The 26,739-nt window shown below is 68.2% G+C and carries 23 protein-coding genes; 12 read left to right on the top strand and 11 right to left on the bottom strand.

Annotation, left to right across the window (positions count from 1 at the left end; genetic code table 11):
* Positions 1-7 precede the first annotated feature (7 nt).
* Entirely contained in the window at positions 8-742 is a 735-nt protein-coding gene (locus ACFE67_RS01285) for an SDR family NAD(P)-dependent oxidoreductase (RefSeq protein WP_375405059.1), read from the top strand.
* Positions 743-809: 67 nt separating this feature from the next.
* Here ACFE67_RS01285 and ACFE67_RS01290 read toward each other — a convergent pair whose 3' ends face one another.
* Positions 810-1,226: a GtrA family protein gene (locus ACFE67_RS01290; protein WP_375405060.1), complete on the bottom strand. Its 417-nt coding sequence runs from the start codon at positions 1,224-1,226 to the stop codon at positions 810-812.
* A 99-nt stretch (positions 1,227-1,325) separates the two neighbouring features.
* Between ACFE67_RS01290 and ACFE67_RS01295 the strand changes: the two genes are divergently transcribed.
* The 3 genes from ACFE67_RS01295 to ACFE67_RS01305 all read left to right on the top strand — a co-directional run bounded on the left by ACFE67_RS01295 (position 1,326) and on the right by ACFE67_RS01305 (position 5,055).
* Positions 1,326-2,243: a decaprenyl-phosphate phosphoribosyltransferase gene (locus tag ACFE67_RS01295; protein ID WP_375405061.1), complete on the top strand. Its 918-nt coding sequence runs from the start codon at positions 1,326-1,328 to the stop codon at positions 2,241-2,243.
* On the top strand, positions 2,210-3,646 hold the full coding sequence (locus ACFE67_RS01300) for a hypothetical protein (RefSeq protein ID WP_375405062.1): 1,437 nt from the start codon (positions 2,210-2,212) through the stop codon (positions 3,644-3,646). Before ACFE67_RS01295 ends, ACFE67_RS01300 begins: the two co-directional genes overlap by 34 nt.
* A 125-nt stretch (positions 3,647-3,771) precedes the next feature.
* Complete coding sequence (locus ACFE67_RS01305) at positions 3,772-5,055, top strand: hypothetical protein (protein WP_375405063.1); 1,284 nt, start codon at positions 3,772-3,774, stop codon at positions 5,053-5,055.
* On the opposite strand, the gene ACFE67_RS01310 is transcribed toward ACFE67_RS01305, so the two are convergent.
* Positions 5,048-6,025, bottom strand: coding sequence for a glycosyltransferase (locus ACFE67_RS01310; RefSeq protein WP_375405064.1), 978 nt, complete (start codon positions 6,023-6,025; stop codon positions 5,048-5,050). The genes ACFE67_RS01305 and ACFE67_RS01310 overlap by 8 nt on opposite strands.
* Complete coding sequence (locus tag ACFE67_RS01315; RefSeq protein ID WP_375405065.1) at positions 6,015-7,253, bottom strand: glycosyltransferase; 1,239 nt, start codon at positions 7,251-7,253, stop codon at positions 6,015-6,017. Before ACFE67_RS01315 ends, ACFE67_RS01310 begins: the two co-directional genes overlap by 11 nt.
* 15 nt (positions 7,254-7,268) lie before the next feature.
* Between ACFE67_RS01315 and ACFE67_RS01320 the strand changes: the two genes are divergently transcribed.
* The 3 genes from ACFE67_RS01320 to ACFE67_RS01330 all read left to right on the top strand — a co-directional run bounded on the left by ACFE67_RS01320 (position 7,269) and on the right by ACFE67_RS01330 (position 11,452).
* Positions 7,269-8,192 carry a glycosyltransferase family 2 protein gene (locus tag ACFE67_RS01320; protein ID WP_375405066.1) on the top strand — a complete coding sequence of 308 codons (924 nt, stop codon included), beginning with the start codon at positions 7,269-7,271 and terminating at the stop codon, positions 8,190-8,192.
* Positions 8,193-8,444: 252 nt separating this feature from the next.
* The gene (locus ACFE67_RS01325; RefSeq protein WP_375405067.1) at positions 8,445-9,977 is read left to right on the top strand and encodes a hypothetical protein; all 1,533 of its coding nucleotides are present in this window, start codon (positions 8,445-8,447) and stop codon (positions 9,975-9,977) included.
* A gap of 95 nt (positions 9,978-10,072) precedes the next feature.
* Positions 10,073-11,452, top strand: a complete 1,380-nt coding sequence (locus ACFE67_RS01330; protein ID WP_375405068.1) for an O-antigen ligase family protein — start codon at positions 10,073-10,075, stop codon at positions 11,450-11,452.
* Here ACFE67_RS01330 and ACFE67_RS01335 read toward each other — a convergent pair.
* Complete coding sequence (locus ACFE67_RS01335) at positions 11,421-12,488, bottom strand: NAD-dependent epimerase/dehydratase family protein (RefSeq protein WP_375405069.1); 1,068 nt, start codon at positions 12,486-12,488, stop codon at positions 11,421-11,423. The two genes, ACFE67_RS01330 and ACFE67_RS01335, sit on opposite strands and share 32 nt — an antisense overlap.
* A gap of 327 nt (positions 12,489-12,815) precedes the next feature.
* On the opposite strand from ACFE67_RS01335, the gene ACFE67_RS01340 reads away from it, so the two are divergent.
* Complete coding sequence (locus ACFE67_RS01340) at positions 12,816-14,351, top strand: sugar transferase (protein ID WP_375405070.1); 1,536 nt, start codon at positions 12,816-12,818, stop codon at positions 14,349-14,351.
* A gap of 54 nt (positions 14,352-14,405) precedes the next feature.
* On the opposite strand, the gene ACFE67_RS01345 is transcribed toward ACFE67_RS01340, so the two are convergent.
* Positions 14,406-15,476 (bottom strand): hypothetical protein, encoded by a 1,071-nt coding sequence (locus ACFE67_RS01345; protein WP_375405071.1) that lies wholly within the window; start codon positions 15,474-15,476, stop codon positions 14,406-14,408.
* 293 nt (positions 15,477-15,769) lie between these two features.
* Complete coding sequence (locus tag ACFE67_RS01350) at positions 15,770-17,170, bottom strand: sugar nucleotide-binding protein (protein ID WP_375405072.1); 1,401 nt, start codon at positions 17,168-17,170, stop codon at positions 15,770-15,772.
* Between the two features lie 128 nt (positions 17,171-17,298).
* Between ACFE67_RS01350 and ACFE67_RS01355 the strand changes: the two genes are divergently transcribed.
* Positions 17,299-18,210, top strand: coding sequence for a glycosyltransferase family 2 protein (locus ACFE67_RS01355; protein ID WP_375405073.1), 912 nt, complete (start codon positions 17,299-17,301; stop codon positions 18,208-18,210).
* 15 nt (positions 18,211-18,225) lie between these two features.
* Here ACFE67_RS01355 and ACFE67_RS01360 read toward each other — a convergent pair whose 3' ends face one another.
* The 4 genes from ACFE67_RS01360 to rfbA form a co-directional block, all read right to left on the bottom strand.
* The gene (locus ACFE67_RS01360; RefSeq protein ID WP_375405074.1) at positions 18,226-19,686 is read right to left on the bottom strand and encodes a lipopolysaccharide biosynthesis protein; all 1,461 of its coding nucleotides are present in this window, start codon (positions 19,684-19,686) and stop codon (positions 18,226-18,228) included.
* Between the two features lie 261 nt (positions 19,687-19,947).
* Positions 19,948-20,946 carry a dTDP-glucose 4,6-dehydratase gene (gene rfbB / locus ACFE67_RS01365; RefSeq protein WP_375405075.1) on the bottom strand — a complete coding sequence of 333 codons (999 nt, stop codon included), beginning with the start codon at positions 20,944-20,946 and terminating at the stop codon, positions 19,948-19,950.
* A gap of 10 nt (positions 20,947-20,956) precedes the next feature.
* Entirely contained in the window at positions 20,957-21,724 is a 768-nt protein-coding gene (locus tag ACFE67_RS01370) for an SGNH/GDSL hydrolase family protein (protein ID WP_375405081.1), read from the bottom strand.
* Positions 21,725-21,756: 32 nt separating this feature from the next.
* On the bottom strand, positions 21,757-22,632 hold the full coding sequence (rfbA, locus tag ACFE67_RS01375) for a glucose-1-phosphate thymidylyltransferase RfbA (RefSeq protein WP_375405082.1): 876 nt from the start codon (positions 22,630-22,632) through the stop codon (positions 21,757-21,759).
* 72 nt (positions 22,633-22,704) lie between these two features.
* Here rfbA and ACFE67_RS01380 point away from each other — a divergent pair, with 72 nt between their 5' ends.
* The 3 genes from ACFE67_RS01380 to ACFE67_RS01390 are packed head-to-tail and all read left to right on the top strand — an operon-like array spanning position 22,705 to position 25,759.
* Positions 22,705-23,211 (top strand): VanZ family protein, encoded by a 507-nt coding sequence (locus ACFE67_RS01380; protein ID WP_375405076.1) that lies wholly within the window; start codon positions 22,705-22,707, stop codon positions 23,209-23,211.
* Between the two features lie 41 nt (positions 23,212-23,252).
* Positions 23,253-24,785 carry a sugar transferase gene (locus ACFE67_RS01385; RefSeq protein ID WP_375405077.1) on the top strand — a complete coding sequence of 511 codons (1,533 nt, stop codon included), beginning with the start codon at positions 23,253-23,255 and terminating at the stop codon, positions 24,783-24,785.
* The gene (locus tag ACFE67_RS01390) at positions 24,782-25,759 is read left to right on the top strand and encodes a glycosyltransferase (RefSeq protein ID WP_375405078.1); all 978 of its coding nucleotides are present in this window, start codon (positions 24,782-24,784) and stop codon (positions 25,757-25,759) included. The genes ACFE67_RS01385 and ACFE67_RS01390 overlap by 4 nt, the downstream gene beginning before the upstream one ends.
* A 124-nt stretch (positions 25,760-25,883) precedes the next feature.
* On the opposite strand, the gene ACFE67_RS01395 is transcribed toward ACFE67_RS01390, so the two are convergent.
* On the bottom strand, positions 25,884-26,739 hold an 856-nt coding region (locus tag ACFE67_RS01395; protein WP_375405079.1), incomplete at its 5' end, for a glycosyltransferase family 2 protein.

A 26,739-nucleotide genomic window follows, 5' to 3' on the forward strand; every position in this document is an offset into this window, starting at 1 on the left:
GCGAAACGTGGCAGTGGTCGGGGCGACCTCGGGAATTGCGAAGGAGAGCGCGCGTCTCTGGGCCCAGCGGGGTGTGGACCGCCTCGTGCTGGTCGGCCGCGATGCCGGCGCACTCGAGTCGATCGCTGCGGACCTCCGCGTACGAGGCGCTGGCGCGCTCGTAGAGGTCGAGCGCGCGGATTTGACGGACGTCGAGTCAATCGAGCCGGTGGTGAACGCGATCTTCTCCCGCGGTCCGATCGACGCCGTACTCATCGCTCACGGGTGGATGGGCTCGCAGGATGAGGGACAGACCGATCTCGTTCACGCGGCTAGAGTTCTCGAGGTGACCGCGGTGTCGCCAGTCCTCTGGGCTGAGGCCTTCGCGCAGCACTTCGGACGTGCTGGTAGTGGCCGCATCGCCATCATCGGGTCGGTGGCAGGTGACCGTGGGCGCCGCACGAACTACATCTATGGGTCCGCAAAGGCGCTCGTTGCGGCATACGCGGAAGGCATGGCACATCGATTCGCTGGAACGGGCGTGAGCGTCACCATCGTCAAGCCCGGGCCGACCGACACCGCCATGACCAGCGATCTGAAGGCAAAGGGCGCGCGGCTGGCGCCTGTGCGCGCTGTCGCCGCGCAGCTCGTCGCCGGTGTCGAGAGCCGGAAGCCTGTGGTCTACGCGCCGGGGCTCTGGCGGATCATCATGCTCGTGATTCGGGGATTGCCACGGCCGATTTTCAATCGACTTTCCATCTGACCACATAACGCCGAAGGGTCCGCATGCTGCCGCATGTGGACCCTTCGGCGTTCGGCCGGTCGGACAATTAGGCCGCGACCGCCTCGCTGGATCGGAACACGAATCGGCGGTCGAGCTGGTACTTCGCGACGTACCCTACGAGCAGCCCGAGTGCGCCACCGATGTAGCGAGCGGACTCCGTGCCGAAGACGGCACCGAAACCGAATTCGCCCGACCAGAAAATCACGGTGGTGACGATGCTCATCAAGCCGTACAGCACGAAAAGTCGCCCGTCTTGCCCGAGGCTCTGTGTTGTGAACCGGAAGATGTACCGTTTATCGAGTACGTACTTGACGGCCAGTCCCGCGAGCGTCCCGATGACGACCCCTGCTGCAACGGCGTAGGGGAGCGGCCAGAGACGCACCGTCGCAGCCTGAAACGCGAAGTTCGTCAGCGTTGCGACAGCGGCGAAGATCCCGTAGAGAACTGCGCGGCGAGCGGTCATGGATCCTCCGGAGTGTCGTTCCATCCCGATACTCGGGACCTTCTTACGCTACGGCGGTGTCCCGCGTTCGAGGGGTGCCGCGCCGAGCAGAGGAGTCCCTTGTCCGACCAGACCATCGCCGTCCGTGGCGTCGAATACGCGACGCGCGATCGCGCGATCGGGCTCGTGCTGCTCATGCGCCCGAAGCAGTGGATTAAGAATCTCTTCGTCTTCATGCCGCTGCTCTTCGCCCGCCAGTTCCTGAACCCGGTCGCGCTGGCCGACGCAATCGCGGCGTTTGCGCTCTTCTGCGTGGCATCGAGCGCTACCTACATCGTCAACGATATTCGGGATCGCGAGGCGGACCGGCTGCATCCCACCAAATCGAACAAGCGGCCGATCGCGTCCGGCCGCGTCACGGTTCGGGCAAGCCTGGCCTTGCTTGGGGTGCTGTACGCCGTCCTCCTTGTCGGGCTTTTCCTCCATCCGGCTGTGCTTGCGGTGATCGCCGGCTACTTGCTGCTCAACGTCGCCTACAGCTTCTACCTGAAGCACCAGCCCGTTCTCGACATCTTCACCATCGCTCTCGGCTTCGTGCTTCGCGTCATTGCGGGCGCAGTTGCGATCAACACTGCCTTGTCGAGTTGGATGTTCATTACGACGCTTTGCCTTGCTCTCTACCTAGCTGCGGTCAAGCGTCGCCAGGAGTACCGGGGCAGCGGATCCGGAACCCGGGCCGTGCTCGGCAGCTACTCGCTGCCGCTCATCGACCGGTACGCCGAGATGGCCGCGATCGGCGCAGTGATCTTCTACAGCCTGTTCGTCGTCTCTGTACCGCACCGTCACATGACGCTCACGATTCCGTTCGTGCTTTTCGGGCTCTTCCGCTACTGGTATGTCGTTGAGGTGAAGGAGGGCGGCGAGTCGCCCACGGACGCTCTCGTCGGAGACTGGCAGCTCGTTGCCTCGGTTGCAGCCTGGGCGACCATTTGCATCTGGGCCCTGTGGCCGACGCCGATTTTCGCGCTGCCGTTCTGATGGCCACTGCGCTGCTGACCCCGCGCGCCGCGACCCGCGAGGACACGGCGCGGCCGCGGCGACTTCGCGTCACGGGCGTCCTGATCGTCGCTCCGTTCCTGGTTGCATGCGTGTGCGTCGCAGACTGGATCTTCGCCGCCGTACGACCGGCGACTCGCGACCAGATCTGGCTCTGGTACACGGCCACCCACTTCAACGGCCTGCACGAGGTGCAGCTGGGGTTCCTGCTGCTCTCTGCGGCCACGATCGCGATCGCTGCACGTGGTCGATTCGAGTTCAGATGTGAGGTCGCCCTCGTCGTTGAGTTCGCTGCTTACTGCCTAGGCACGAAGATCTGGCCGCCGACTGGTGATCAGATGACCTGGTACCAGAATGCGGCGACGCCAAACGTCTCGTTATCCGAACCTCTCGCCGACGTCGTGCACAAGATCCCGTTCTGGCTTACTGGCGACCTCGAAGCGGTGCGGCTTGTGTCGCCAATATTCGGCGTCGCTGCGATGATCGCCGGGATCGCGCTGTCGCGCCGGTTGAGCTCGATCCTCGGACTACCTCGCTGGCCTCTGCTCGCCGGACTCGTCGCCAGCCCGCTGCCGTTCTGGTACGTGACGGGCTACGTCGAGAACACCTTCCTCGCAGTGCCGTTCATCATGCTCGGGCTCTGGTTCGCGTGCGGCGCTACGTCGGGTTCGCTTCATCAGCGGCGTCGGGTCGTCGGCTCTGCATCCATGTTCGTGCTCGCGGGTCTGTTCCACGCGGGCTTCATGCTTCTTGCCGTAGGCCTCGGTGCGTGGTTCCTTCTGCGAGAAGTGGGGTCGCCCTGGGGGCGCCTGAAGGACGTGGCCGCTGCGGTCGGCGCCGCTGTCGCGACTGGTGCGGTCGTGATCGGCGGGGTCGCATTGCTTCCCGTCCGGCTCGCGCCAGGAAACTCGCAAGGCGGTTACGACGGCCAACTGCTCGTGCCCTTTGCGCCCCGAGCCGACGACCCGATCTTCCGCTTCGTCTTCGTGTCGCACGCACACCTGATCGAGTTCAGCAACATCGTTGTTCACGCGATGCCGGCGCTCGTCCTTGCAGTGCCGGTTCTGCTGATCCTGGCGGTGATGCGAAAGACTTCGGCATCCGTGATCCCTGCCGACGCCGTCGGCAGGTCGGTCCTGCTCCTGCTTTCGTGCGTCTCGCTGGCCTACTTCGCGTTCGCCGCTGTTTGGGGATTCGACCTCGGTCCGGTCGGGGATCTCGACCTCATGCTCACAATGGACATCGCGTTCGTCTTCGCGACGGTCGTGACGGCGGCGCGCCTCCTGCAAAGGCATCCCGTCGTGCTCGGGGCGCTGCTGCTCCTCTCCGGCGCGACCCAATTCGCCTTCTACGCGATGAAGATCGCTGACGTGTGGGTCCGGTGACTTCTCGTGGGCTGGAGCGGACGTCGACCGTAAAAGTGGGACCGCAGGCTGCACGCGCAAGGTCCAGGTCCTTTCCCTCCCGCTTCGCCGCGCTTCCGGTCGCGGCAGTGATTCTCGTTGTCGTCGTGGCGGTCCTGGACTACGCGGTAGCACTCGCGCGGCCCGGGACGAGGGAACAGGTCTGGTTCTACTGGACCGCGGTCTGGGCGACACCGATCTGGTTCACCGGATTCCTCCTGCTCCTCGCTGTCCCGGCGATCGTTCTGGTCGGACGGCGCGCGGCGGCGCCACCGCTGGTCATCGACGGCCTGTTGACAGTCGCGTTCGGGCTGTACTGCTTCGGTACGCGAATCAGCCCTCCGACGGGCGACCAGCTCGGCTGGTGGAAGGGCGCCGCGACGAACACGATCGCGGCTTCGGAGACCCTCGCGGATCTGTTCCACAAAGTGCCTTTCTGGCTGACCCACGATCTGAACAGCGTGCGACTCGTCTCACCGGTGTTCGGCGTGCTGACGATCGCCGCCTACCTGGTGCTTGCGCGGCGACTCTCCCTGGTCACGGGCCTCGATCGCGACCTGCTGCGCGTGTTCGTCATTGCGACGCCCCTGCCGTTCTGGTTCGTCGCCGGCTATATCGAGAACACCTTCCTCGGGCTGCCGCTCCTGCTGCTCGGGCTCGATCGCATGATCGCCTACACGTACGGCAGACGACTGGTGACCCTGGTCCAAGGCGCCCTGCTGCTCGGCTGCGCGGTGGCGGTGCACCTGCTGTTCCTGACGATGGCGGTCGCGGTCGCTCTCACGCTGTTGCTGTCGCCGCACACTGCGCGGCGCGCGCGTGCGGCGGGCGCCGGTCTCGTACTCGCCGCTTCGGTCGCTGTGCCCGCCGCAGTGATCGGACTACTGATGCTGACGCCGCTGCACGTCTTTCCAGGCAATACCAACGGTGGCTACGACAAGCAGCTACTTACGCCATGGATGCTGCACGCCGGCGAGTGGCCCAATCGATTCACGATGCTGTCGCACGCACATGCAATCGAGTTCGACAACATCGTCGTGCAGGCAGCGCCCCTACTCGTGCTTGTACTGCCGGCGCTCTTGATCCTCGCCATTCGGGGCCGGCGGCTGCACGATGTGGTCGAGATGACTCCCGTGCTGCTTATGCTCGCTGTGATGTCGGTGGCGTACATCGCCTTCATCGCGGTGTTCGGCTTCGACTACGGTCCAGTGGGGGACCTTGACCTGATGCTGGTCCTGTCGACACCCTTCTCGCTCTTCGTGCTGCTGATCGCCTCGACGCTCCTGAGGCGGCGGCCTGGTGTTCTTGTCGGGCTCGTCCTCGGCTCCGCGGCGCTGCAGTTCGCGTTCTACACGCTGAAGGTGGCGACCGCTTGGACTGGACTCAGCTGACGCCCGTCAGACCGGCGAGAGCCGCGTCCACTCGATCCGCTACGACATCCCAGGAGTAGTCCTGCCTCATGCGGGCGCGAGCGCGCTCTCGCGGAGACTCGAGCGCGCGAGCCAGTGCCGAAGCCCAGCCGTCGGCTTCGTGCGCGTTCTCGACCGCCTCGCCGTCGCCCCCGCAGATCTCTGCCACTGCAGCGCAGCCGCTCCAATGCACCACCGGGCAGCCGGTTGCGAGCGCCTCCGCCGCGGGTAGGCCGAACCCCTCGATCAGCGACGGGAGGAGGAGCGCAGCGGCTGCGGCGTAGAGCCCGGCGAGCTCGACGTCGGACACGCCTGACCGCACCGTCGTCCGGTCCCTGACGCCGAACTCCGTAGCGAGGACATTCGCACGCTCAACATCTGCCGTGACGACAGTGAAGCGAAGATTCGGAATCGCCGCGACGGCAGCGAATGCTGCCGCCGGGTTCTTGTGCGGCTTCAGATTCCCGACGTAGAGCACTCCGGACCGGTCGAGCGACGGTGTGACGTCAAAGAAGACATCCGAGCAGCCGTTCCCGACGTCGACCACCTCGATCGAGTGACCCAGCCAGCCCTGCACCGCGACTTGAGAAGTGCGAGACACCGTGAGCACGCGGCCGGCGTGCTCTGCCGCGGGCCGCACGAGCCGCTCGTAGTAGAAGGTCTTTCGTGGATCCCGCTCGTCGGGATCCACGAGATGGATCAAGTCGTGCAGCGTCAGCAGCTGCCTTGCGCGCGTAAGGCCCGCGTTGAAGCCGGGGGAGAAGACCACGTCGCGGCGCCCGAGGCGAAGCCGGTCCGGGTTCAGCAGGTCGAGCGGGGACAGCGGATCGGCGGGCCCCCGAAGTGAATGGTGTGGTGTCCGCAGACGCGGCACGACCTCGTGCGCAAAGCGCGCGATGCCATGGCGCCCGGTCCAGCGACCGTCGACGAGCACTCGGGCCTCACGCGGCATCGCGCACCCACTCCCGGATCCTGGATTGGAACACGTCGACCGAGAACTTCGTCGCGTGCTCGCGGATCCGTTGAGGATCGAGCGTGCGCGCCTCCTCGACCGCTCGGGCCAGGCTGGCGTCGTCGAAGGCGTTCAGGAGCACACCGGACACTCCGGGCACCACGCTTTCCCTGGCGCCACCCACGGCGTTCGCCACGACCGGCGTTCCCGCCGCCATCGCTTCGACGGGCATCATCCCGAAGTCCTCGACGGCAGGAAAGACGAAGACGGCCGCGCGCTGATACAGGGCGTACAACATCGCGTCGCTCGGTTCGTCGACGATGACGACGGGCACGCTGGCTCGGCGCGCGAGCGCTGCCAAGGTCGCCCGCTCGGGTCCTCCACCCGCAAGTACCACGGGGGCGCCGGCTGCCTCGCCCGCCCGTACCACCACGTCGAGCTGCTTGTAGGCGACGAAGCGCGAGGCGCCGAGCAGGAAGGTCTGCGGAAGCGCGTCGAAGACCTCCCGCTCGGAGTCTGCGAGTCGGTCTCGCCAATCGGCGACCGCTGCGATCCGGTCGACGTCGACTGGAGGATGGATCACGATCGCGTCCCGGTGCCATGCGCGAAGGACGCGGTCGCGGACGTAGTTGCTGTTCGCCGCGATCGACCTCGCCTCACCCGCGCGCATGCGATCTATGGGCTTGAGCAGCACCGACACGGCTCGAGCCAGGATCGACGCTCCGCGCGGGTCCAGCTCCGGATTCCAGATGTAGCGCGCGGGCGAGTGCACATAGACGAATTTCGGTTGGTGCCGCGAGACACCGCGAAGCCGCACGTGATGCGAGAAGAGGTGTGAACTCGCGATGACCCAGTCGTACTCCGCGTCTTTCGGCACGAGGCTGCGCCAGACCGCGGGCAGCACGAGCGCCGAAAGCGCCTTGTGGTTGCGGAGACGGGACCCGGCGAGCCAGCTTTCCCGGACGACGTGTCCGCGCAGGCGCTCCGGTGCGTTGTTCCAGGGGACCACAAAGTCGGTGTGCTCGAACGCGTCGGCGATAGCCGCGGCGACCCGCTCGCTGCCGCCACGCGCCTCTACCCACTCGTGGGCGATCAGTCCTCTGATATCTAGAACCTTACGTTCCGGCGGCGTGTCCCCGGCGGTTTCCAGGGGGCGACCTAGGCTGACACGGCATTGCGTCCCCCGTCTGGGGGCTGGCGGCGTGGCACGCATATTGGTGGCACGCACTTGGAGGGGGATCGCTTGGCGACCATAAACCGGATTCCGATCGTCGGCGTCGTCACCGTCACCTTCGGTAGCGGGGGGGTGCTCGACGACTTCCTCGACAGCCTCGCCGCGCAGGAAGGCGTGACCATTCGTCTTTACGGCGTCGACAACGATTCGAAGGACGACTCGGTCGCGCGGTTGCGCGCGGAGCAACGGCTGCAGCACGTCGAGGTCATCGCGAACGACGCGAATCTCGGTGTTGCCGTCGGGAACAACCAGGGGATCGAGGCGGCGCTCCGCGATCGCTGCGATTGGATCCTGCTGCTCAACAACGACACCATGTTCGGCCCGTCGATGATTGCTCGGCTCGTCTCGGACGCTGAGTCGCGCGCCCTCGACCTCGTTTCGCCGGTCATCGAGGCCACCGATCCAGCTGACACGGTGTGGTACGCCGGCGGTCGGATTCGTGGAGTGTCAATGGTCACACGCCACCTGGGCGTTGGACGCCCCATGTCGTCGGTGCGAGCTGGGGTGCGTCGGACGGGCTACGCCTCCACGTGCTGTCTGCTCGTCCGCCCGCAGGTCTTTCAGCGCATCGGCCTGATGGATCCGCTCTACTTCGTGTACTTCGACGATGTCGACTTCGCCGCCCGCGCGCTCAAGGCCGGGTATCAGTACTGGCTTGACTCCGATGCTCGGCTAACTCACAAGGCGAGCTCTCTGACAGGCGGGAAGCAGTCAACCTTCACGGTGTCGTGGACGGCGCGGAACTGGCCGCTCATGGTCCGTCGACACCGACGAGGTGCGGCACTCGCGCTCGGCCTCGCGTACGTGCAGCTGTGGATCGTCGGGCGCTTCATCCTTCGACGCGATCGCTTCTCCGACTTCGCTCTTCGGCAGTCGCGCTTTCGCGATGCCATGCGAGTGAAGCTCGTTGAGCCGCCGCGGGTAGCAGTGTGAGCGGCGCATCGAGGGCCGCCGCCTTCGCGGTTTGCAGAGGACGCGGTGGGTCCACGATGGGTCCGACCGGGTACGGGGTGTTGCTGCGGAGCGGACCTGTCGACCAGAACTCACCTCGAGATCTGGCGCTGGCCTCAGCAGGGCGCACAGCCGTTCTGGGGCCGGCGGTGCCGATGCCTCGAAGCGCGCAGCGTCTCCGCGGGATCGCGCACAAGGTGGGGGTTTCCCGGTCCCCCGCCCTCTGGGCCGCTCGTGGCTGAAGCGACGGCAGCCGGGGTCCTCGCGCGGAACTCCGTCTCCAACCTGGCGCGTGTCGCATCGACGTCCCTCGTCGCGCTGCTCATGCCCGTGGTGTTGGTCGCCACCCTGCGCCCGGATCTCTATGCGCTCTGGGCGCTGATGTTCGGTCTTGCGGGCTTCGTGCTGTACCTCGACTTCGGTCTACCAGCCTCCGTGCAGACGCTCGTGTCGCGAGCTGTGGCGGGCGGCGACCTCGCCGCAGCGAGTGCGAGGGCGATCTCCGGCATTCGCTGGGCGTCCCTCATCGGTGTGGTGATGCTTGCAGCGCTCGCTGTCGCTGGTTTCTCAGCCCCTGAACTGTTTCCGGCCGTCCGAGCGGGTGGCGGCGAAGTGGCGCTGGTCGTCCTGGCGATCGGCGTCGGCAACATCGCGACCTTCGTCGGCAACACCGCGTCCGCGTATTTCGCAGGTCTGCAGCGCAGCGAGATCGCCGCCGTCACGCTGGTGCCCGGGCGCGTGGCATCCTTGGCGATCGCCGTGCCGACGGCCGTCCTCACCCAACAGCTGGTGCTCGTGGCCTTGGCCTACGCCATTCCTCTCACCCTGGGCAGCGCAATCCTCGTCGTGGGGATCTTCCGAGGCGCGCCGGGCGGGCGCAGGGCGTCCCTGACCCGGAGCGAGCGGTTCCTGGTTCTTCGATTTTCTGGTCCGCTCGCCGCATGGAGCATTTACATGCTCTGCATCAGCGGGGCTGGCATCGTGATCGTCGGACGATTTGATTTCAGGGCCGTGGCCATCTTCTCGCTCGCAAGCGCGTTCGCCGCCGCACTCGTCGGCGTGCAAGGCGCGATCGTTTCTCCGATCCTGTCGGAGCTCGGGCGTGCCCACGAAGATCGCGCCCGTTTCTCCGAGGTCACTCTGCTCGGAACAAGGATCAACACCGCCTTCGTCGTGCTCGGCGTGGTCGGGATCGAGGCCGTCTATCTTCTAGCGGCACCCCTGCTGACTGGCGCTCGCGGCGTCCCTGCCCTGGAGGCCTCGGCGATAGTTGGCTGCACCGTCCTTGCGGCCGGCCTGCGCCTGACGGTGTCTCCGTTGACCTATGCCTTTGTTGCGGCAGGGGCACATCGCCGGCTCCTTCTCCCACCATTGGTCGAGGCCATGGCGACTTTGACTGCGACGATCGCTCTCGGCTCCTTGCTCGGCGGTCTCGGCGTAGCCCTTGGGCTCCTGATCGGAGCGACGGTCGGTGTCAGCGGCACTCTGTTCTGGTCACTGGTGAAGACCAACGTGGTGGACGTGCGTCCGGCGGTCCTGACTCGGAGCGCTGTGCTTCGACCGCTTCTCGTCCTGGCGCCGATTCAGTTGTTCCTGGTGTCGTTGACGCTGATCACTCCTCGAGGTGAATGGACGACCGTCGGCGCAGTCCTGGCGGCAGTTCTCCTCACCGCGCTCCTCGCGTGGTGCGTCTGTCTGCCGCGCCTGGTCCGTCTGCAACTGGCTGAGCACCTCCGGCGACGCGCAGCAGTGGCGTTCGCGCGATGAGGGCCGTCATGCGGCTGCAGGTGACGCGAGCATTCCTAGGTCCCGTGCGGGTTGCTCAGGCCGACCGTGCACGGCTTCGCACGCTCATAACCGCGATGGCGACCGCACTCACTGCGGTCGGGCTGTTTACCGCGTCCTGGGATCGGCTCGCGAACCTTGGTGTTGCCGGGTACAACGTGAAGCTCGCACCGCTCGCGTTCTCCCTTGCGGCGCTTGGGAGCCTCACGCTGGTACGTGAGCGCCGAAGTCTTCTCGCTCACCCGCTGGTCCGGGTGCTTGCGGGACTCGTCGCGGCGATCGTGCTGGTGCTCGTGCTCGCAAGTGCGGTGTCGGCGAGGCCGGTGGCTGGGCTCACGCAGGTCGTTGCGGTGCTCACCGGCAGCGTCGCCCCACTGGTCGCACTCGTGCTGCTGCTCCGGCGCCGCTCCGACGTCGTATGGGCCCTGCGTTGGATGGTTGGGGGAGCTGCCCTGAGCGGCGCATTCGGTCTCTACCAACTCGTCGCCTTTTACACCGGACTGCCGCAGCTGGTGCCCTACACAGGTCTGAGCGTCGACGGAAGCGCTGGCCGAATCGCCGCTTTCAGCTACGAGCCCGCGTATTTCGCAAACTTCATGCTTCTAGCGGCGGGCGCGGCAATGGTGATCGCGCTGCTTCAGGGCAAGCGTTTGCGGTGGCTGCCCATCGCGGGCTTCTCACTCGTGCTCGTGCTCGTGAATGTCCGTGCGCTCGTTTTCCTGCTGCCGATTCTGGCTGTGCTGCTCGCGTTCCGCTGGCGTCAGAACCGCAGGGTGCTGCTGCGTGCAGTTGTCGCCGGTGCGATCATCATGGGGCTCAACGCGGGAGCGTCCTCCGTGATGACGCAACTGACGCAAGCGACAGCAGCGCAGGCGCCCGCTGCCGAGGCGCCGAAGGCGCACGCCGGGACAGCGGTGCCAACGCCTGCTGCCGGCGCGCCTGACCTGCACACGGCGACGGTCGCTCGCGAGCCCGACGCGCCGTCTGGAGGGGGGACGTCCAACGGCGTCCTCGACCCGAACGAGCAATCATCGAATGCGCCGCGACTGGCTTTGTATTCCGCTGTGCTCCGTGCCACCGCACAGCACCCGCTGCTCGGCGTTGGGCCGGGTAACCTCCGCCAAGCACTCGTGAGCGTGGGCTATGTCGCACCGAATCAGGGTTCACAGGTCGTCGCGAACAACATCTGGCTGCAGGCGTTCGCTGACGGGGGCATTCCGCTGGTCCTGCTCGAACTCGGCGTGATCGTGTGCGTGATCGTGATCTTCTTCAAGCGAGGCCTGGCCGCTATCCAGCCCCTGAGCGCGGCTTGGCTCGCTGTGTTGAGCGTCAGCGGCATGCTCACGAGCTACTTCTTCGACGTCAAGATCTGGGCGGTGCTCGCCATTCTCGTCGCCGCAGCAGTGCTGCCGTGCGAGGAACAGCTCAGCTCCGAGCGAAAGACAGCAGCTCTGTGAGCCCATCCTGGAGCGTCACTTTCGGGCGGTAGCCGAGTGCTTGTTGGGCAGCGGCGATCGACGCGAATGCGGCTCTGACGTCACCAAGGCGATAGCGGTCCGTGACGATCGGCGCAGGCGCCGAGCTCAGATCCGCCATGATCTCGGCAACCCGCTGTAGGGAGACGCCCTCGCCACTGCCGATGTCGACAGGCTCGCGCAGGGCTCCTGGAGCGTCGAGTGCGGCGACAAGGGCGGTAGCAACGTCTGAAACATGCACGAAGTCGCGCAAGATGCCGCCGCCCTCGTACACCTCGATCGCCTCACCTGCCACGGACCTGGTCGCGAAGAAGGTGAGCACGCCCGTGTAGCTGTTTGACAGCGCTTGACCGGCGCCGTACACGTTCTGCAGGCGAAGGATCGAGAGCGGCACGCCCATCGCCGAGCACCAACTGTTCAGCAGGTGCTCCTGCGCAAGCTTCGTCGCGGCGTACACGTTCGTCGGCCTGGGCTGCACCGTCTTCGCCACGTGCGGCAGCGGATGAACCGCGAAGCGAGCACCGATGCGTGGCATCCAACGCATTTGATCCAAGTCGGCGGCTGTTCGTGGATCGGGGGCGCCGGGCCTGCCGTCCTCGTCCAGCCACTCTCCCTCGCCGTACACCGCCCGCGACGAGGTCAGCACGATCGACGTCGGCCACACATTTCGATTGACGAGAGCGTCCGTCATCGTCGCCGTGCCGAGGACGTTGACCCCGGCGTGACGCCGCGCCTCCGTCAGTGACTGGCCCGTGCCCGTCTCGGCGGCCAGGTGGAGAACGCTGATGTCGCCTTCACTGCGGTCGATCGCAGCAAGCCAGTCGTCTAATTCAACGACCGAACCCTCGATGCGAATTGCCCGCGGATCGAGGGCCTCCGGCCATGCTCCGTCGGGGTGCACCTGTCGGTGCAGGTTGTCCAGCACGATCACTGTGCGCCCCGAGTCGAGGAGGCGCGGAGCGACCCTTGTGCCGATGAAGCCAGCTCCGCCGGAAATGATCACGGTCCCGTTCTCCACGACAGCATCCTAATGATCGGCGAAAAGTGCGTCTGCTGGAGCGGCGACAACTATCGCTTTCTGGCCGGGAGAGGATCTGCTCCCTCGCCTGTCAGTACTGCCTCCTGATGGGCAGGAGGTCTGTGGACACGCTCCCGTCGCGCAGGTACCGCCATCGAGGGTTGACGACTCCACTCCTCTGCGGTCACGTGTCGCTTCTGCTTCAGAGTCTGACCCCCGGTGGATTGCGCGACCTCGCAATGGTCGGCGTGCCTAGAACGGGTGGCTCGTTTCGAGAGCGAACCTATGCGTGAGTTGAAGACCTGATCGCGAAGTCTGGAGGCCGACGTGTCGGCAGCGAACGAACGACGGGTGCTCGTCGACCATGAGCCGCGATCCGCACGGACCCGGCAACTGCGAGATGTGCGGGCGGTCGGTACGGCGATCCGGCGCACGCGACCCACCTGGGAGCGGGCCTACCAGCGGCGTCTGGTCGTCACGGACGCCCTGATCCTCACATTGGCACTCGCCGGTACCCAGACCATTTGGTTCGGGCTCGGGGGCACTCAGCAGGTGGCTCGGATCTCCGGCGCGGCGACCGTGCCCTACTGGATGGCGACTGCTGCGCTGCTCGTGCTGTGGCTGGCGGTGCTGAAGTTCTTCGGCACGCGCAGCTTCCGAGTGACCGGGTCCGGCTTCGCTGAGTACGGCAGGGTGGCTGACGCCAGCTTCCGGTTGTTCGCTGTCGTCGCGATCGCCGCGCTACTGCTGCAGGCGCTGCCGGCGCGTGGCTACATCCTCACCGCGTTCCCGGTCGGTGTGCTGCTGCTGGTCGCGTCCCGGTGGGCATGGCGGCAGTGGCTGCGCGGGCAGCGCAAGCACGGGCGGTACATGATCCGGGTGCTGCTCGTCGGTGCGCCGGCCAGCGTGGAGCATCTTTACGACGAGTTCGAGCGACGCACCTACCTCGGGTTCGAGATCGTCGGAGCGTGTCTGCCGGCGGGTCGCGGCGTCACGGGCATGGAGGTCCCGGTCGGGGCACTCGGCACCTTCGACGAGGTCGCGAAGGTGGCGTCACGGGAACGCGTGCACGCCGTCGCACTGGCCGGCTCGGAGGACCTGCCGCCGGAAGCCGTCCGGCGCATCGGGTGGCAGCTCGAGTCCACCGGCGTCGACCTGATGGTGGCGCCGGCGATCACCGAGGTGGCCGGCACCCGCATCCACACGCGGCCCGTCGGCGGCCTGCCGCTCATGTACGTCGACTCACCCTCGTACGAGGGCAGCAAGAAGGCCGCGAAGACCGTGCTCGACTTCGGGCTCACCGCACTCGGCCTGCTCGTCGTCTGGCCGTTGATGCTCGCCACCGCGATCGGTGTGAAGCTCACCTCGCACGGACCGATCTTCTTCCGCCAGCAGCGGATCGGACTGAACGGCAAAGCGTTCGACGTCTACAAGTTCCGGTCCATGCGTGTGGGTGCCGATGCCGAGCTCGCCGCGCTGCTGCAGGCGCAGGGCACGAGCGGCACCCCGCTGTTCAAGGTCGACAACGATCCCCGAATCACGAGGTTCGGCGAGTTCATCCGCAAGTTCTCGCTCGACGAGCTGCCGCAGCTGTTCAATGTGCTGAAGGGCGAGATGAGTCTCGTCGGGCCTCGGCCGCAGCGGGCGGAGGAGGTCGCGCTCTACGACAACGCGGCCGGCCGGCGCCTGCTGGTGAAGCCGGGCATCACCGGGCTCTGGCAGGTCAGCGGCCGCAGCGACCTGTCGTGGGAGGACACCGTGCGCCTCGACCTCTACTACGCGGACAACTGGTCGTTCGTCGACGACTTCGTGATCATGCTCTGGACCGTGAAGACGGTGCTGCAGTCGCGCGGGGCGCGCTGAGCGGATCGAGGAGCCGTCCGCTGCGGCCGGATCGCGTGCCGGCGGAGCGCGCCGTCAGATCGTGATCCGCGCGAAGGCGGACACGTGGTGCTCGTGCTTCGGCAACCCTGTGGTGTCACCGACGAGCAGCGTGGCGGCACCGTCGGGCTCGCGGAACATGCACATCCCCTCCGGCTCGAACTTCCCGCCCGGCCACGAGGTCCCGACCTTCGAGACGGTCGAGAAGTGCTGCTCCGCGAGGAGCCGACCCGTCTTCCAGTCGAACCGCTGCAGCGTGATCGGGTCAGTCGGCTCGATCGCATCCCCCACCGTGCCCCTCCCGAGCCAGCGGTAGAAGGTGTCGTCGATCGTCGCGAAGCCCTGCGTCGTCGGCGGGTCGACGGGGAGCGGCAGGCGGTCGAGCTGCTCGTCCGGCAGCATGACCCCGTTGCTGATGTCGCTGATTCGACGTCGCTTGTAGGTCTCGGTCGCGCCGTTCCAGTCGTAGTGCCGTTCGACCGCCCAGTCGTTCTTCCAATCGAATCGGAATTGGGCTTCCGGTTCGTCTTTGAGTGGCAGGACGACGAGTCCCAGTTGCCCGACGGCGTCGGCGCGGCTCCAGGATCCGGGCGTGTACCGGAACCGGACGAAGTCGTTCTCGCGCCAGCCCGACTCCAGCGACTTCCCCTGCCAGGTGACCCAGATGTACGTCGCGTCCGGCTGGGACTCCGCCTCGATGCCGAGCCCGTGACCGCCGTCGATCAGGGTCATCGCGTCCAGCACCGCACCGGACGCGTTCACCCGGCTGATGATCAGCGTTTCGAAGGCGGCCTCGGAACCGGCCGACTTCTGGGTCACGAAGAACGTGCTGATCGCGGGCAGGTAGCTGAAGTCCTGCATGACGCCCGGGTTCGCAAGTGTCGGGAACGTCGCGAACGGTGTGGGATCCGGGAGGGGATCAAGCGTCGGCGTCGGCGTCGGGGTTCCGCTCGCGACCGGACTGGCCGCCACAACGCCGGTCCTCCGGCTCGCAGCCGACGCGGCGACCTGCACGCCGAGGGCGGCCGCGCCGACCGTCACAGCACCCGCGAGCAGGAGGACCCGACGTGTCGGTCCTCCTGGCTGCGGATCCTCAACGTCGGGCATCGTGCTCCTCGAACGTAGCGCGGGATGTCGGAGGAGGATCTCGGTGCCGAGCGGCCAGTGCGCGCCTCTGACCGAGTCTCGTGGCGATGACCTGCATGGTGCAAAAGCGCATGACCCGACCGTCGATCAGGGACAGCATCCAACCATGCGCCGCATCGAACCCGTGATGGAGGAGGCCCACGGCGCTTCCTGCGCCGACGCTCGCGCGCAGACCTCGACCGTCATGCCGTCAACCGTCGGTGATGTGCCCTCCTCCCGCGCGCACGACATGCGGGCGAGCCGAGACGGAGCTTTCAGGAGGTCTCGGCCAGGTACGCGCGCAGGCCGTCCCAGTGGTCCGTGGCGACGAAGCCGGTCGCGGCGATGCGATCGAGATCGAGCGTCGACTGGAGAGGGCGCGGAGCTGCCGACCTGCCTGCGAAGAACGCCTCCGTGCTCACGGGGGTGATCGCGCCGGGATCGTGCCCGGTCGCGCGATAGACCTCCTGTGCGATCCGTGCCCAGCTCGCGACCTCGCCGGCGCTCGACAGGTTGTAGGTGCCGGGCTCCGCGTCGACGGCGAGGAGGTGGGCGATGGCGCGCGCGATGTCGTCGGCGAACGTGAGCCGGCCGTACTGGTCGTCGACCACCGACGGCTGCGCACCGCGTTCGGCCAGCGACGCCATCGTGCGCACGAAGTTCCTGCCGTCGCCGATCACCCAGCTCGTCCGCACGATGTAGTGCCGCGGAACGGTTCCGACGATCGCGTCGCCGGCCGCCTTCGTCTGCCCGTACACGCCGAGGGGACTGAACGGCTCCTGCTCGTCGTGCACCTGCGCGGTGCCGTCGAACACGTAGTCGCTCGAGATGTGCACGACCGTGAGGAGGTTCGAGACCGCGGCCCGCGCCAGCTCGGCGACGGCCGTCACGTTCGCCGCCCACGCCGCGCGCCGGCCCTCCGGCGTCTCCGCCTCGTCGACGGCCGTGTACGCCGCGGCGTTGATGATGACGCCGTAGTCCTTCCATCGTCTGGAGGCCCACGCCGCCGGGTCGGTGACGTCGAACTCGGCCCGGGTCGTGAACTCGGCGTCGGGGAAGACCGCACGCAGCGCACGACCGAGCTGGCCGTTCGCGCCGAGCACGAGCGTCCTCCGCGGCGGCATCGGTACGACATCGGCGAGGCGCGGGTGCGCGAGGTCCTTCGGCGACACCTCCACGCTGTCGAGGGGGATCGGCCATCCGATCGCGGCGGTCTCGTCCGCGAGGTTCAAGAACGTGTACGCCGCATCGGGCGACCAGTGGTCGTTGACGAGGTAGGTGTAGGCGGTGTCCGGCTCGAGCGTCTGGTAGCTGTTGCCGACGCCGCGGGGGACCAGGATGGCGCGAGAGGGGTCCAGCTCGGCCGTGAACACCGCACCGAACGTCGGGCCCTCGCGCAGGTCGACCCACGCGCCGAAGATCCGGCCGGTGGCGACGGAGACGTACTTGTCCCACGGCTCGGCGTGGATGCCGCGGGTCGTGCCGACCGCGTCGTTGAACGAGATGTTGTTCTGCACCGGGCCGAGGTCCGGCAGGCCGAGCGCCAGCAGCTTCTGCCGCTGCCAGTTCTCCTTGAACCAGCCCCGGTTGTCACCGGGGACGGGCAGGTCGAGCAGCACGAGGCCGGGGATGGACGTGGACGTGGCCGCGAGAACGCGATCGTGCCGGAGGGTCACGGCTTCACCGTAACCGGGCTGATGCTCCCTGCGGCGTCGACCCCGTCCGCGTCGGGCGAGGGCCGCCGTCTGTGTCGCCGTTCCGGAATGTCTTCACCCGACCCGGCGGCCTGTTGAGACGATGGGGCGTGCCCAACGCGAGCGTCTCCGTGATCATCCCGACCCTCGGCCGCGAGCAGGTGCTGGTGGACACCCTGCGATCCGTGCTGCAGCAGCTCCCCGAGGACGGTGAGCTGCTGGTCGTCGACCAGACCGAGCGACACGACGAGGCCACGGACGCGCAGCTCGCGGACCTGACGGCACACGACGACCGGTTGTCGATCGCCCGCGTGGTGCCCGCGTCCACGACCGCCGCCCGGAACTTCGGGCTGGCGCACACCACCGCCGACATCGTCGTGTACTTCGACGACGACGTCCTCCTCGAGCCGGGGTGCCTGCAGGCGCACCGGGCGGCCCACGACGAGTTCCCGGAGGCGGGAGGCGTCGTCGGGCGGGTCCAGCACCCGGGGGAGGCCGTTGCGCCGAGCCTGTACTGCATGGACGACTACGGGCGGGAGTCCGGGACCTTCAACTGGTTGGCCCCCTCCGCGATCGGCACCGTGAACGGCGCGAACATGTCGTTCAAACGGGCTGCGATCGAAGGTGTGGGCGGGTTCGACACGAGCTTCACCGGCAACGGCTGGCGTGAGGAGTCCGATGCTGCGCTCCGCGTCGTGCAGAGCGGGTGGTCGCTGCGCTTCGTGCCGGCGGCGCACCTGATGCACCTGGCGAACCCCTCCGGTGGTGCACGTGCCTTCGGGTCGGACTACTACGCATCGTCGGACATCTACCAGAACGAGACGCTGTTCTTCCTGCGCCGGTTCGGGGTGAGGCGGCTGCCGGTCCTGACCGTGAAGCTGGTGCGCCGCGGGATCATCCGCAGGTCCGCGCTCCGCGACAGGTCCGTCGGTCGCCGGGCTGCTGCCCTGTTCACCGGTGTCCGCGAGGGCATCCGCCTGCATCGGACGCCTCGACGCTTCGCTGCCACCCCGCGGCAGTAGGGCGGCGCTCCGCCGTCAGGAGACGGGGCGGATGTTGGCCGCGATCGTCCGCAGGTCGCGCCGCACCGGCTTCACGGCGAGCCCCACGGATGCGGCGACGAGCCAGCCGGCCGCGGTGACGAGCATTGCGGGCAGCGGAGCCATGCCCCCGGCGAGCAGGTCCCGGGTGATCACGCCGCCGGCCAGCGCGCCGACGAACAGCAGGACCGGGCGTCCGGCCGTCCGGAGCATCGGCGCGGAGGGGACGCCGATGCGACCTCCGAAGATGAACGTGGACAGCGCCCAGATCAGCATCTGGCCGGTCGCCACCGATGCGGCGACCCAGATCGGGCCGAGGGGCGCGAAGGACACGATGAGCACCGCCATCGGGATGCGTCCGCCGATCTCCGCGAAGAAGAGGGTCATCGTCCTCGCCTTGGCGAGGAACGCCCAGTAGTAGATGTAGCCCAGGATGCCGAAGAACGCTGCGATCGCCAGGACGGGGATCAGCTCGCCCATCGGCTGCCACCGCGGACCGAACACCACGACGGGGAACGAGGCCGACAGGGCGCAGAGCAGGCTGAGCGGTGCGGTGGTGACGTAGACGATGATCAGCTGGAGCCGGGTGAGCAGCTCGAGGAACTCGCCCTCGGTCCCTCCCTCGCGCTCTGCGGCGGCAGCGGCGGAGAGGCGGGGGAGGAACACCCGGGTCAGGGGAGCGACGATCTGCAGGATCGGCATCACCGTCACCTGGTACGCCCGGTTGTAGATCCCGAGCGACACGGGACCGGACCACCGCCCCACCATCACGGAGTCGATGTTGCTGGTGACGTAGTTGGTCACCTGCACCAGCAGGGTGTCGCGCCCGAAGGCGAGGAGCGGGCGGGTGTCGTGGAAGGCGCCCGGGCGCGTCGGCCGCCACCTCGACGTCCCGACCGCGATCACGAGGGCTGTCAGCGCGGCGACGAGCTGCTGGGCGACCAGCGCCCAGTAACCGAAGCCAGCGGTCGCGAGCACGATCGCGACGAGCAGCGCGACGGCCTGGGACCCGAGATCGGTCGCGCCCAGCGCCCGGAATCGCAGCGCGCGGTTCAGCTCCACCTTGAACTGCACGGCGGCGCCGTTCAGGGCGAAGACCGCTCCGAGCAGCACCGTCACCGGCACGAGGCGGGGCTCGTCGTAGAAGGCCGCGATCAGCGGGGAGGCGCCCGCGACGACGGAGCCGATGCCGATCCCGATGCCGGTGTTCAACCAGAAGAGGTTGGACTTCTGCTGCTGCGTGAGGTGCGTGGCCTGGATCGCGGCGAGCGAGAGCCCGAAGTCGCCGATGACCGCTGCGATGCCGATGAGCGCGGCGGCCATCGTGAGCAGCCCGTAGTCGGCGGGGAGCAGGATGCGGGCGAGGACCACGAGCGAGACGAGCTGCAGGACGTACGTGCCCCACTGGAAGACGAGGGTGGTGACCGCGCTCGCCCGGACGGTCGTCGCCTTCACCATCCGCTCCCCGCCGCGGACGCTCGACTGCGGTCCGTGGGTCGGATCGTGAGGACGAGGTGTCGAGCCGGCAGGGCGCACCTCGGTTCCATGTGGTGGGGGACGCGCCGTCGGTGTGCTCCACCGTGCGCGTGGTCCCGGATCGGTCCGTTGCGGCATGCCGAAGCGTCCCGGGACCTGAAACCCTAAGCGTCGACGATCGTCCCCCCGAAGTGCCGCCCGGTGAGTCGCTCGAGGCCGCACGTCTGGGAGGGTCGGTACCGCTCAGGCCTGGCCCTGCTCCTGGTAGCGCGCTTCCGTCGCCGCCTTCTGCGGCCGCCACCAGTCCTGGTGGTCGCGGTACCAGGCGATGGTGTCCTCGAGGCCGCTGCGGAAGTCGCCGTAGGCGGGTGTCCAGCCGAGCTCGGTGCGCAGCTTGGTCGAGTCGATGGCGTAGCGGAGGTCGTGGCCGGCCCGGTCGGTGACGTGGTCGTAGGCGTCGGGGGACTGGCCGAGCAGCTCGAGGATCGTCTCGACGACGGTCCTGTTGTCCTGCTCCCCGTCGGCGCCGATCAGGTACGTCTCGCCGATGACGCCGTGCTCGAGGATCGTGAGCACGGCCCGGGAGTGGTCGGAGGCGTGGATCCAGTCGCGCACGTTCAGTCCGGCACCGTAGAGCTTGGGCCGGACGCCGTCGAGCGCGTTGGTGATCTGGCGGGGGATGAACTTCTCGACGTGCTGGTAGGGCCCGTAGTTGTTCGAGCAGTTCGAGATCGTCGCCTGCAGCCCGAACGAGCGCACCCAGGCGCGGACGAGCAGGTCGCTGCCGGCCTTGGTCGACGAGTAGGGGCTCGAGGGGTTGTACGGAGTCTGCTCGGTGAAGCGGTTCGGGTCGTCGAGCTCGAGGTCGCCATAGACCTCGTCGGTGGAGATGTGGTGGAACCGGGTCCCGTGCCGGCGGGCCGCCTCGATCAGCGTGTAGGTGCCGACGATGTTCGTGTCGAGGAACGGGCGCGGGTCGTGCAGCGAGTTGTCGTTATGGCTCTCGGCCGCGTAGTGCACGACGGCGTCCGCGTCGCCGGTCAGCCGATCGACCAGGGGCCCGTCGGTGATGTCGCCGACGACGAGCTCGAACCGGTCGTCGGGCAGGCCGGCGAGGGAGGCGCGGTTCCCGGCGTACGTGAGCTTGTCGAGCACGACGACCGAGTGGTCCGTGGTGTCGATGACGTGGTGGACGAAGTTCGAGCCGATGAACCCGGCGCCGCCGGTGACGAGCAGTCGCATGCGCCCCAGGCTAGGGCGCGGTCGTCGTCGGTTCCGGTGTCGCCGTGCCTCTGCGCGTCGTCACGAACCGCTGCAGGTCGGCCGCCAGGCGGCCGGCGTAGTAGGCGTGACCTGCGGTGTCGGGGTGCACGGTCGTCGGGTCGATCAAGCCGTCGACGTTCGTCGGGTTGAACCAGCCCTCCTTGAGGGGCGAGATGTAGTGGATCCCGAGCTGCTGCGCGACCCCGGCCTCCTCGAAGTCGATCGCGCTGAGGCCCTCCGGGACCGTGCCGTCGGGCGAGGCCGGCCCGACGAGGACCAGCGGCGCCCCGTGCGCCTTCGCGCGAAGCGTCTGCACCGTCAGCGCGACGCGGTCCCAGAAGTGGGTGAGGGGACCCGGTTTGTCGTTCAGCCCGCCCTCCAGGACGATCAGGTCGGCGTCCACCGGTGCCAACGCCGCCGCAGCCTCGGGGAAGAGGGCGTGATTCGTGTTGAACGTGTGGACGAAGCCGGCGCCGGAGTTGTCAGGTCCGAGCACCGTGGTCCAACCCAGGCTCCGGCTCACGACGAACGGGAACCCTCGACCCGGCGCAGCCGTGGCGCCGTTCGTCCACGAGTCGCCGAAGAAGTAGACCCGTGGGTCGGCGGGAAGCTCGATGGGCCCAGGAGAAGCGGCCGCGGCACCGGTGGGACGTGGGGACGCGATCGACGGAGCTGTGGGTGAGGAGGTGGCGGTGCAGCCGCTCGCACCGATGACGAGCGCACCGACGAGGGCCGCGAGAACGAACCGTCGCCGCATGATCACGGCGGGAGGATATGCGCGTCTGCCCGTCAGGCCTGCTTGCCCCGCTCCAGGAGCGCGAGGAGGTACTGGCCGTACCCGGACTTGGTGAGCTTCTCCGCTCGGGTGCGCAGTCCCTCGTCGTCGAGGAAGCCGAGGCGCCACGCGACCTCCTCCGGAGCGCCGATCTTCAGGCCCTGCCGGTGCTCGATGGTGCGGACGTACTCGCCCGCATCGTGCAGGGAGTCGTGGGTGCCGGTGTCGAGCCAGGCGGTGCCGCGGCGGAGGACCTCCACCTGCAGCTTCCCGGCGGCGAGGTAGGCGCGGTTGACGTCGGTGATCTCGTATTCGCCGCGGGCGGAGGGGGCGAGGTCGGCTGCGATGGCCTTCACGTCGTTGTCGTAGAAGTAGAGACCGGGGACGGCGAAGTTCGACTTCGGGACCTTCGGCTTCTCCTCCAGCGAGACCGCCTTGCCGGCGTCGTCGAACTCGACCACGCCGTACGCGGAGGGCTCGGCGACCCAGTAGGCGAAGATCGCGCCGCCGTCGAGGTCGCGGTACCGCCGCAGCTGGGTGCCCAGGCCGTCGCCGTAGAAGATGTTGTCGCCGAGCACCAGCGCGACGGAGTCGTCGCCGATGAAGTCGGCCCCGATGACGAACGCCTGGGCGAGACCGTTCGGCTCCGCCTGCACCGCCCAGCTGATGGAGATCCCGAACTGGCTGCCGTCGCCGAGCAGGCGGTGGAACTGCTCCGCGTCGTGCGGGGTCGTGATCACCAGCACGTCGTCGATGCCCGCCAGCATCAGGGTCGACAGCGGGTAGTAGATCATCGGCTTGTCGTAGACCGGGACCAGCTGCTTCGAGATCCCCATCGTGATGGGGTGGAGGCGGGTTCCGGAGCCCCCGGCCAGGATGATGCCGCGCATCTCGCCCATTGTTCCGGAATCCATGGGGCGCTGCTCGGGTCGCGGCTGCCCGGCGCCCTACGATCGACCGCCATGGCCCGCGCGACGTATGCCGGCGCGTTCCGGGTGCGGTTCGTCGCCGCCCTGACGGTGATGTACCTCATCGTCGTGCTGCTGGTCACGCTGTGGCCGACGACCGTCGACAGCGGGATGGCCCCGTACATCGACCGGCTGCTGGCGAAGCTGTGGTCGAAAGGCATCCCCACGTTCGTCGACTACGGGTTCATCGAGTTCTCGGCGAACATCGTGTTCTTCGTGCCGGTCGGGTTCCTGCTCGGGCTGCTCTTCAGCTACCGCTTCTGGTGGCTGGCGATCGTGGGCGGCGGACTGCTGTCCGTAGGGGTCGAGACCGCGCAGGGGCTCTTCCTGACGGGGCGGGTGTCGAGCCCCGCCGATGTCGTGGCCAACACGACCGGCGCGATCGTCGGGTGCTTGGTCGCCGTCGCGATGCGGATGCTGATCCTGCATCGGGACACGTTGGTGATCAGGGATGTCGCAGAAGGTCGGCGTGCCTCGAACGGGTTACCGGTTCACCAATAGAACCTATGGCCACCGCACGTTCGTCGACATAGGGGGTCTCGGTGGCAGTGACCACGGCACGACCACGTCTCGCAGGTGAGGCCTCGCGGTCGCGTTCGACCCGGAGACTCCGCGACGAGCAGCCGATCGGGCTGCCGATCCGGCGGACGAAGCCGACCTGGGAGAAGGCGTTCCAGCGGCGCCTCGTCGTCAGCGACGTGGTCCTGCTCACGGTCACCCTGCTCGGGACGCAGTGGTTCTGGCTCGGTATCGACACCGCGCAGAACCTCGCGTCATTGACACCGACATCCGTCCCCTACGGCGCCGCGACCGTCACCCTGCTGGTGCTGTGGTCGGCTGCGCTGAAGGTATTCGGCACCAGGAGCCCGCGGGTCATCGGCTCCGGCTTCACCGAGTACAGCCGGGTCGCGAGCGCCAGCTTCCGGCTCTTCGGCCTCGTCGCCATCGCGGCGCTGCTGCTGCAGTTCCTGCCGGCGCGCGGCTACATCATCACCGCATTCCCGCTCGGCGTCGGGTTGCTCATCGGCTCCCGCTGGATCTGGCGGCAGTGGCTGCGCAAGCAGCGCCGGAGCGGCCGCTACCTCGTCCGTGTCCTCCTCGTCGGCGCGCCCAGCTCGGTCGAGCACCTGCACGCCGAGTTCTCCCGGCGCAGGTACCTCGGGTTCGAGATCGTCGGCGCCTGCGTGCCGGAGCGCGCGGTCGACGACTCGGTCGAGATCCCCGTCGAGCAGCTCGGGTCGTTCGAGGAGGTCGCCGCAGTCGCCCGCCGCGAGCGCGTGCACGCCGTCGCGCTCGCCGGCTCGGAGGAGCTGCCGCCCGAGGCGGTCCGGCGCATCGGCTGGCGTCTCGAGTCCACCGGCGTCGACCTGATGGTCGCCCCGGCGATCACGGAGGTCGCGGGCACCCGGATCCACACCCGTCCCGTAGGCGGCCTGCCGCTCATGTACGTCGACTCGCCCTCCTACGAGGGCGGGAAGAAGTCCGCCAAGGCCGTGCTCGACTTCGGCCTCGCGTGGCTCGCCGTGATCGTGTCCTCCCCGCTGATGCTCGCGACGGCGATCGGCGTGAAGCTGACCTCGCCCGGCCCGGTCCTGTTCCGTCAGCAGCGGATCGGGCTGAACGGCAAAGCGTTCGACGTGTTCAAGTTCCGCTCCATGCGGATCGGCGCCGATGCCGAGCTCGCGCAGCTGCTACAAGAGCAGGGCACGGCGGACACACCGCTGTTCAAGGTCGAGAACGACCCGCGGATCACCCGCTTCGGGCAGTTCATCCGCAAGTACTCGCTGGACGAGCTGCCCCAGTTCTTCAACGTGATCAAGGGCGACATGAGCATCGTCGGGCCGCGCCCGCAGCGGGCGGAGGAGGTCGCGCTCTACGACAACGCGGCCGGCCGGCGCCTGCTGGTGAAGCCGGGTATCACCGGGCTCTGGCAGGTGAGCGGCCGCAGCGACCTGTCGTGGGAGGACACCGTGCGCCTCGACCTCTACTATGCCGAGAACTGGTCCCTGCTCGATGACTTCGTCATCCTGCTGTGGACCGTGAAGACCGTCCTCGAATCTCGAGGGGCCCGATGAGGAGCCGACCCATCACTCTTCAGCGCGAGCATCCCGACGACGTCCTGGCCACCGGGCAGGTCCACGTCGTCACGGTGACCTACAACAACGTCGCCACGGTCGACCGGTTCTTCTCCGGCATCGCGTCGTGCGCGGGCCAGATCCACACGGTCACGGTGGTCGACAACGGCAGCACCGACGACACCGTCGCCCGGGTCCGGGAGGCCGCGGGCCGCGTCCGGGTTCCCGTCGAGATCATCGAGAACGAGAACACCGGGTTCGCCGGCGGCTACTTCGCAGCGCAGCGCAGCGCGGCACCCCGAGGGCTGCCCGTGCTCTGCCTGAACCCCGACGTCCAGCTGGCCTCCGGGGCCGTCGAGGCGATGGTCGACGTGCTCGACAGCTTCCCCGACGCGGCGGTCGCGACCGTGCCGCTCATGGAGAGCGACGGCACGCCGGACACCGCGAGCCGACGACGGCTGCCGACGCTCGGGGCCTCGATGGTCTACTCCGTGCTCGGGCGCGTGACGCCGGCCGCTCTGCGCTACAACAAGCGCGAGAAGGACTCCGTGCCCACGCTGCGCACGAAGGGCGGTCGAGCGGTGAGCGCGCTGCAGGCGACCACCGGCGCCATGATGCTCGTCGCCGCGGACTTCCGCCCGCTCGACGACGGCATCTTCGATCGCGACTACTGGATGTACGGCGAGGACCTGCAGCTCTGCGCCGACGCGGCCGCTGCCGGTCGCTCGGTGCTGATCGCAGAGGTGTCGCCGTCGGTGCACGTGAAGGGCGTCTCCAGCGGACGTCCGCGGTCCCGCCGGTCGAACCGGGCGTTCCACGACGCGATGTACGACTACGCGCGGAAGAACCTCGCGTCGTCGAAGGTCGTGCTCGCGGTGGTGCGCGTGGGGGTCGAGGCGCACTTCGCGCTATCCGAGTTGCGGGCGATGCCGACCAGGCGTCGACGCGCGCAGGCGCGGCTCTTCCGGTCCTAGCAGCCGGCGTCGCGACGACTCCGCTCGCGGTCAGGTCGGCGCGAGCGGGCGTAGGCCGCAAGCGGAGACGTCTTTCGGAGCGGATGCGCGGTGCGCCCGCGGTCGTGGTCCCGTGCTGCCCGACTCAGGCGGCGGTGGGCGCGGCCCGTGCACGGAGTGCGATCCTCCGGCCGCGCGCCCGATGCGCGAGCAGCGCGGCCATCGTGGCCGCACGTCGCGGGGTTCCGAACCACAGCAGCTCCCGCGGCGATCGGGATCCCGCGGCGCGGAGGCGGTCCCAGCGATCCCGCACGGCGACCGCGCGAGCCGTCTCCGCCGACACGAGACCGGCCTCGAGCAGCCGGCCCGCACCCGACCGCATCGCCTCGACGTCGACGCTCACCTGCCCGGGGTGCGTGCGGTAGCGGACCGTCGGCTCGGGTAGCACGAGGCCGGGTCCTCGCGCGAGGAGGCGCGCCCAGAGGTCCAGGTCCTCGCTGTGCCGCAGCCGCTCATCGAACCCGCCGACCTCGAGCGCCGCGGCGCGGTCGACGAGCACGGCGCTCGTCACGACGGGGTTGTCGGGCCAGAGCAGCCGGTCGGCCGAGGTGAGCACGAGCGGGCGCCGCGACTGCGATCCGATGAGCACGCCGTCGGTGCTGAGCGCCGCGCTGGAGACGAGCACCCGGCCCGTCGCGACCGCCGCCAGGCGGGCGAGATGCGTCGGATCCCACTCGTCGTCGGAGTCGAGGAAGGCGACGTGCCGTGCCGAGGCCGCTGCGAGTCCGGCGTTGCGCGCGGCGCTGACCCCCTGGGCGCTCTGCCGGACGACCGTGCAGCCGAATCCCTCCGCGACCTCGGCGCTGCCGTCGCTGCTGCCGTCATCGACCACGATCACCTCGGCGGGCTGCAGCGTCTGGGCTCGGACGCTCTGCAGCGCGAGCTGGAGCAGCGCCGCGCGGTCGTGCACGGGGATGACGACGGCCGGAGCGCCCATCAGG

This window comes from uncultured Amnibacterium sp., from assembly GCF_964244015.1.
Lineage (GTDB): Bacteria > Actinomycetota > Actinomycetes > Actinomycetales > Microbacteriaceae > Amnibacterium.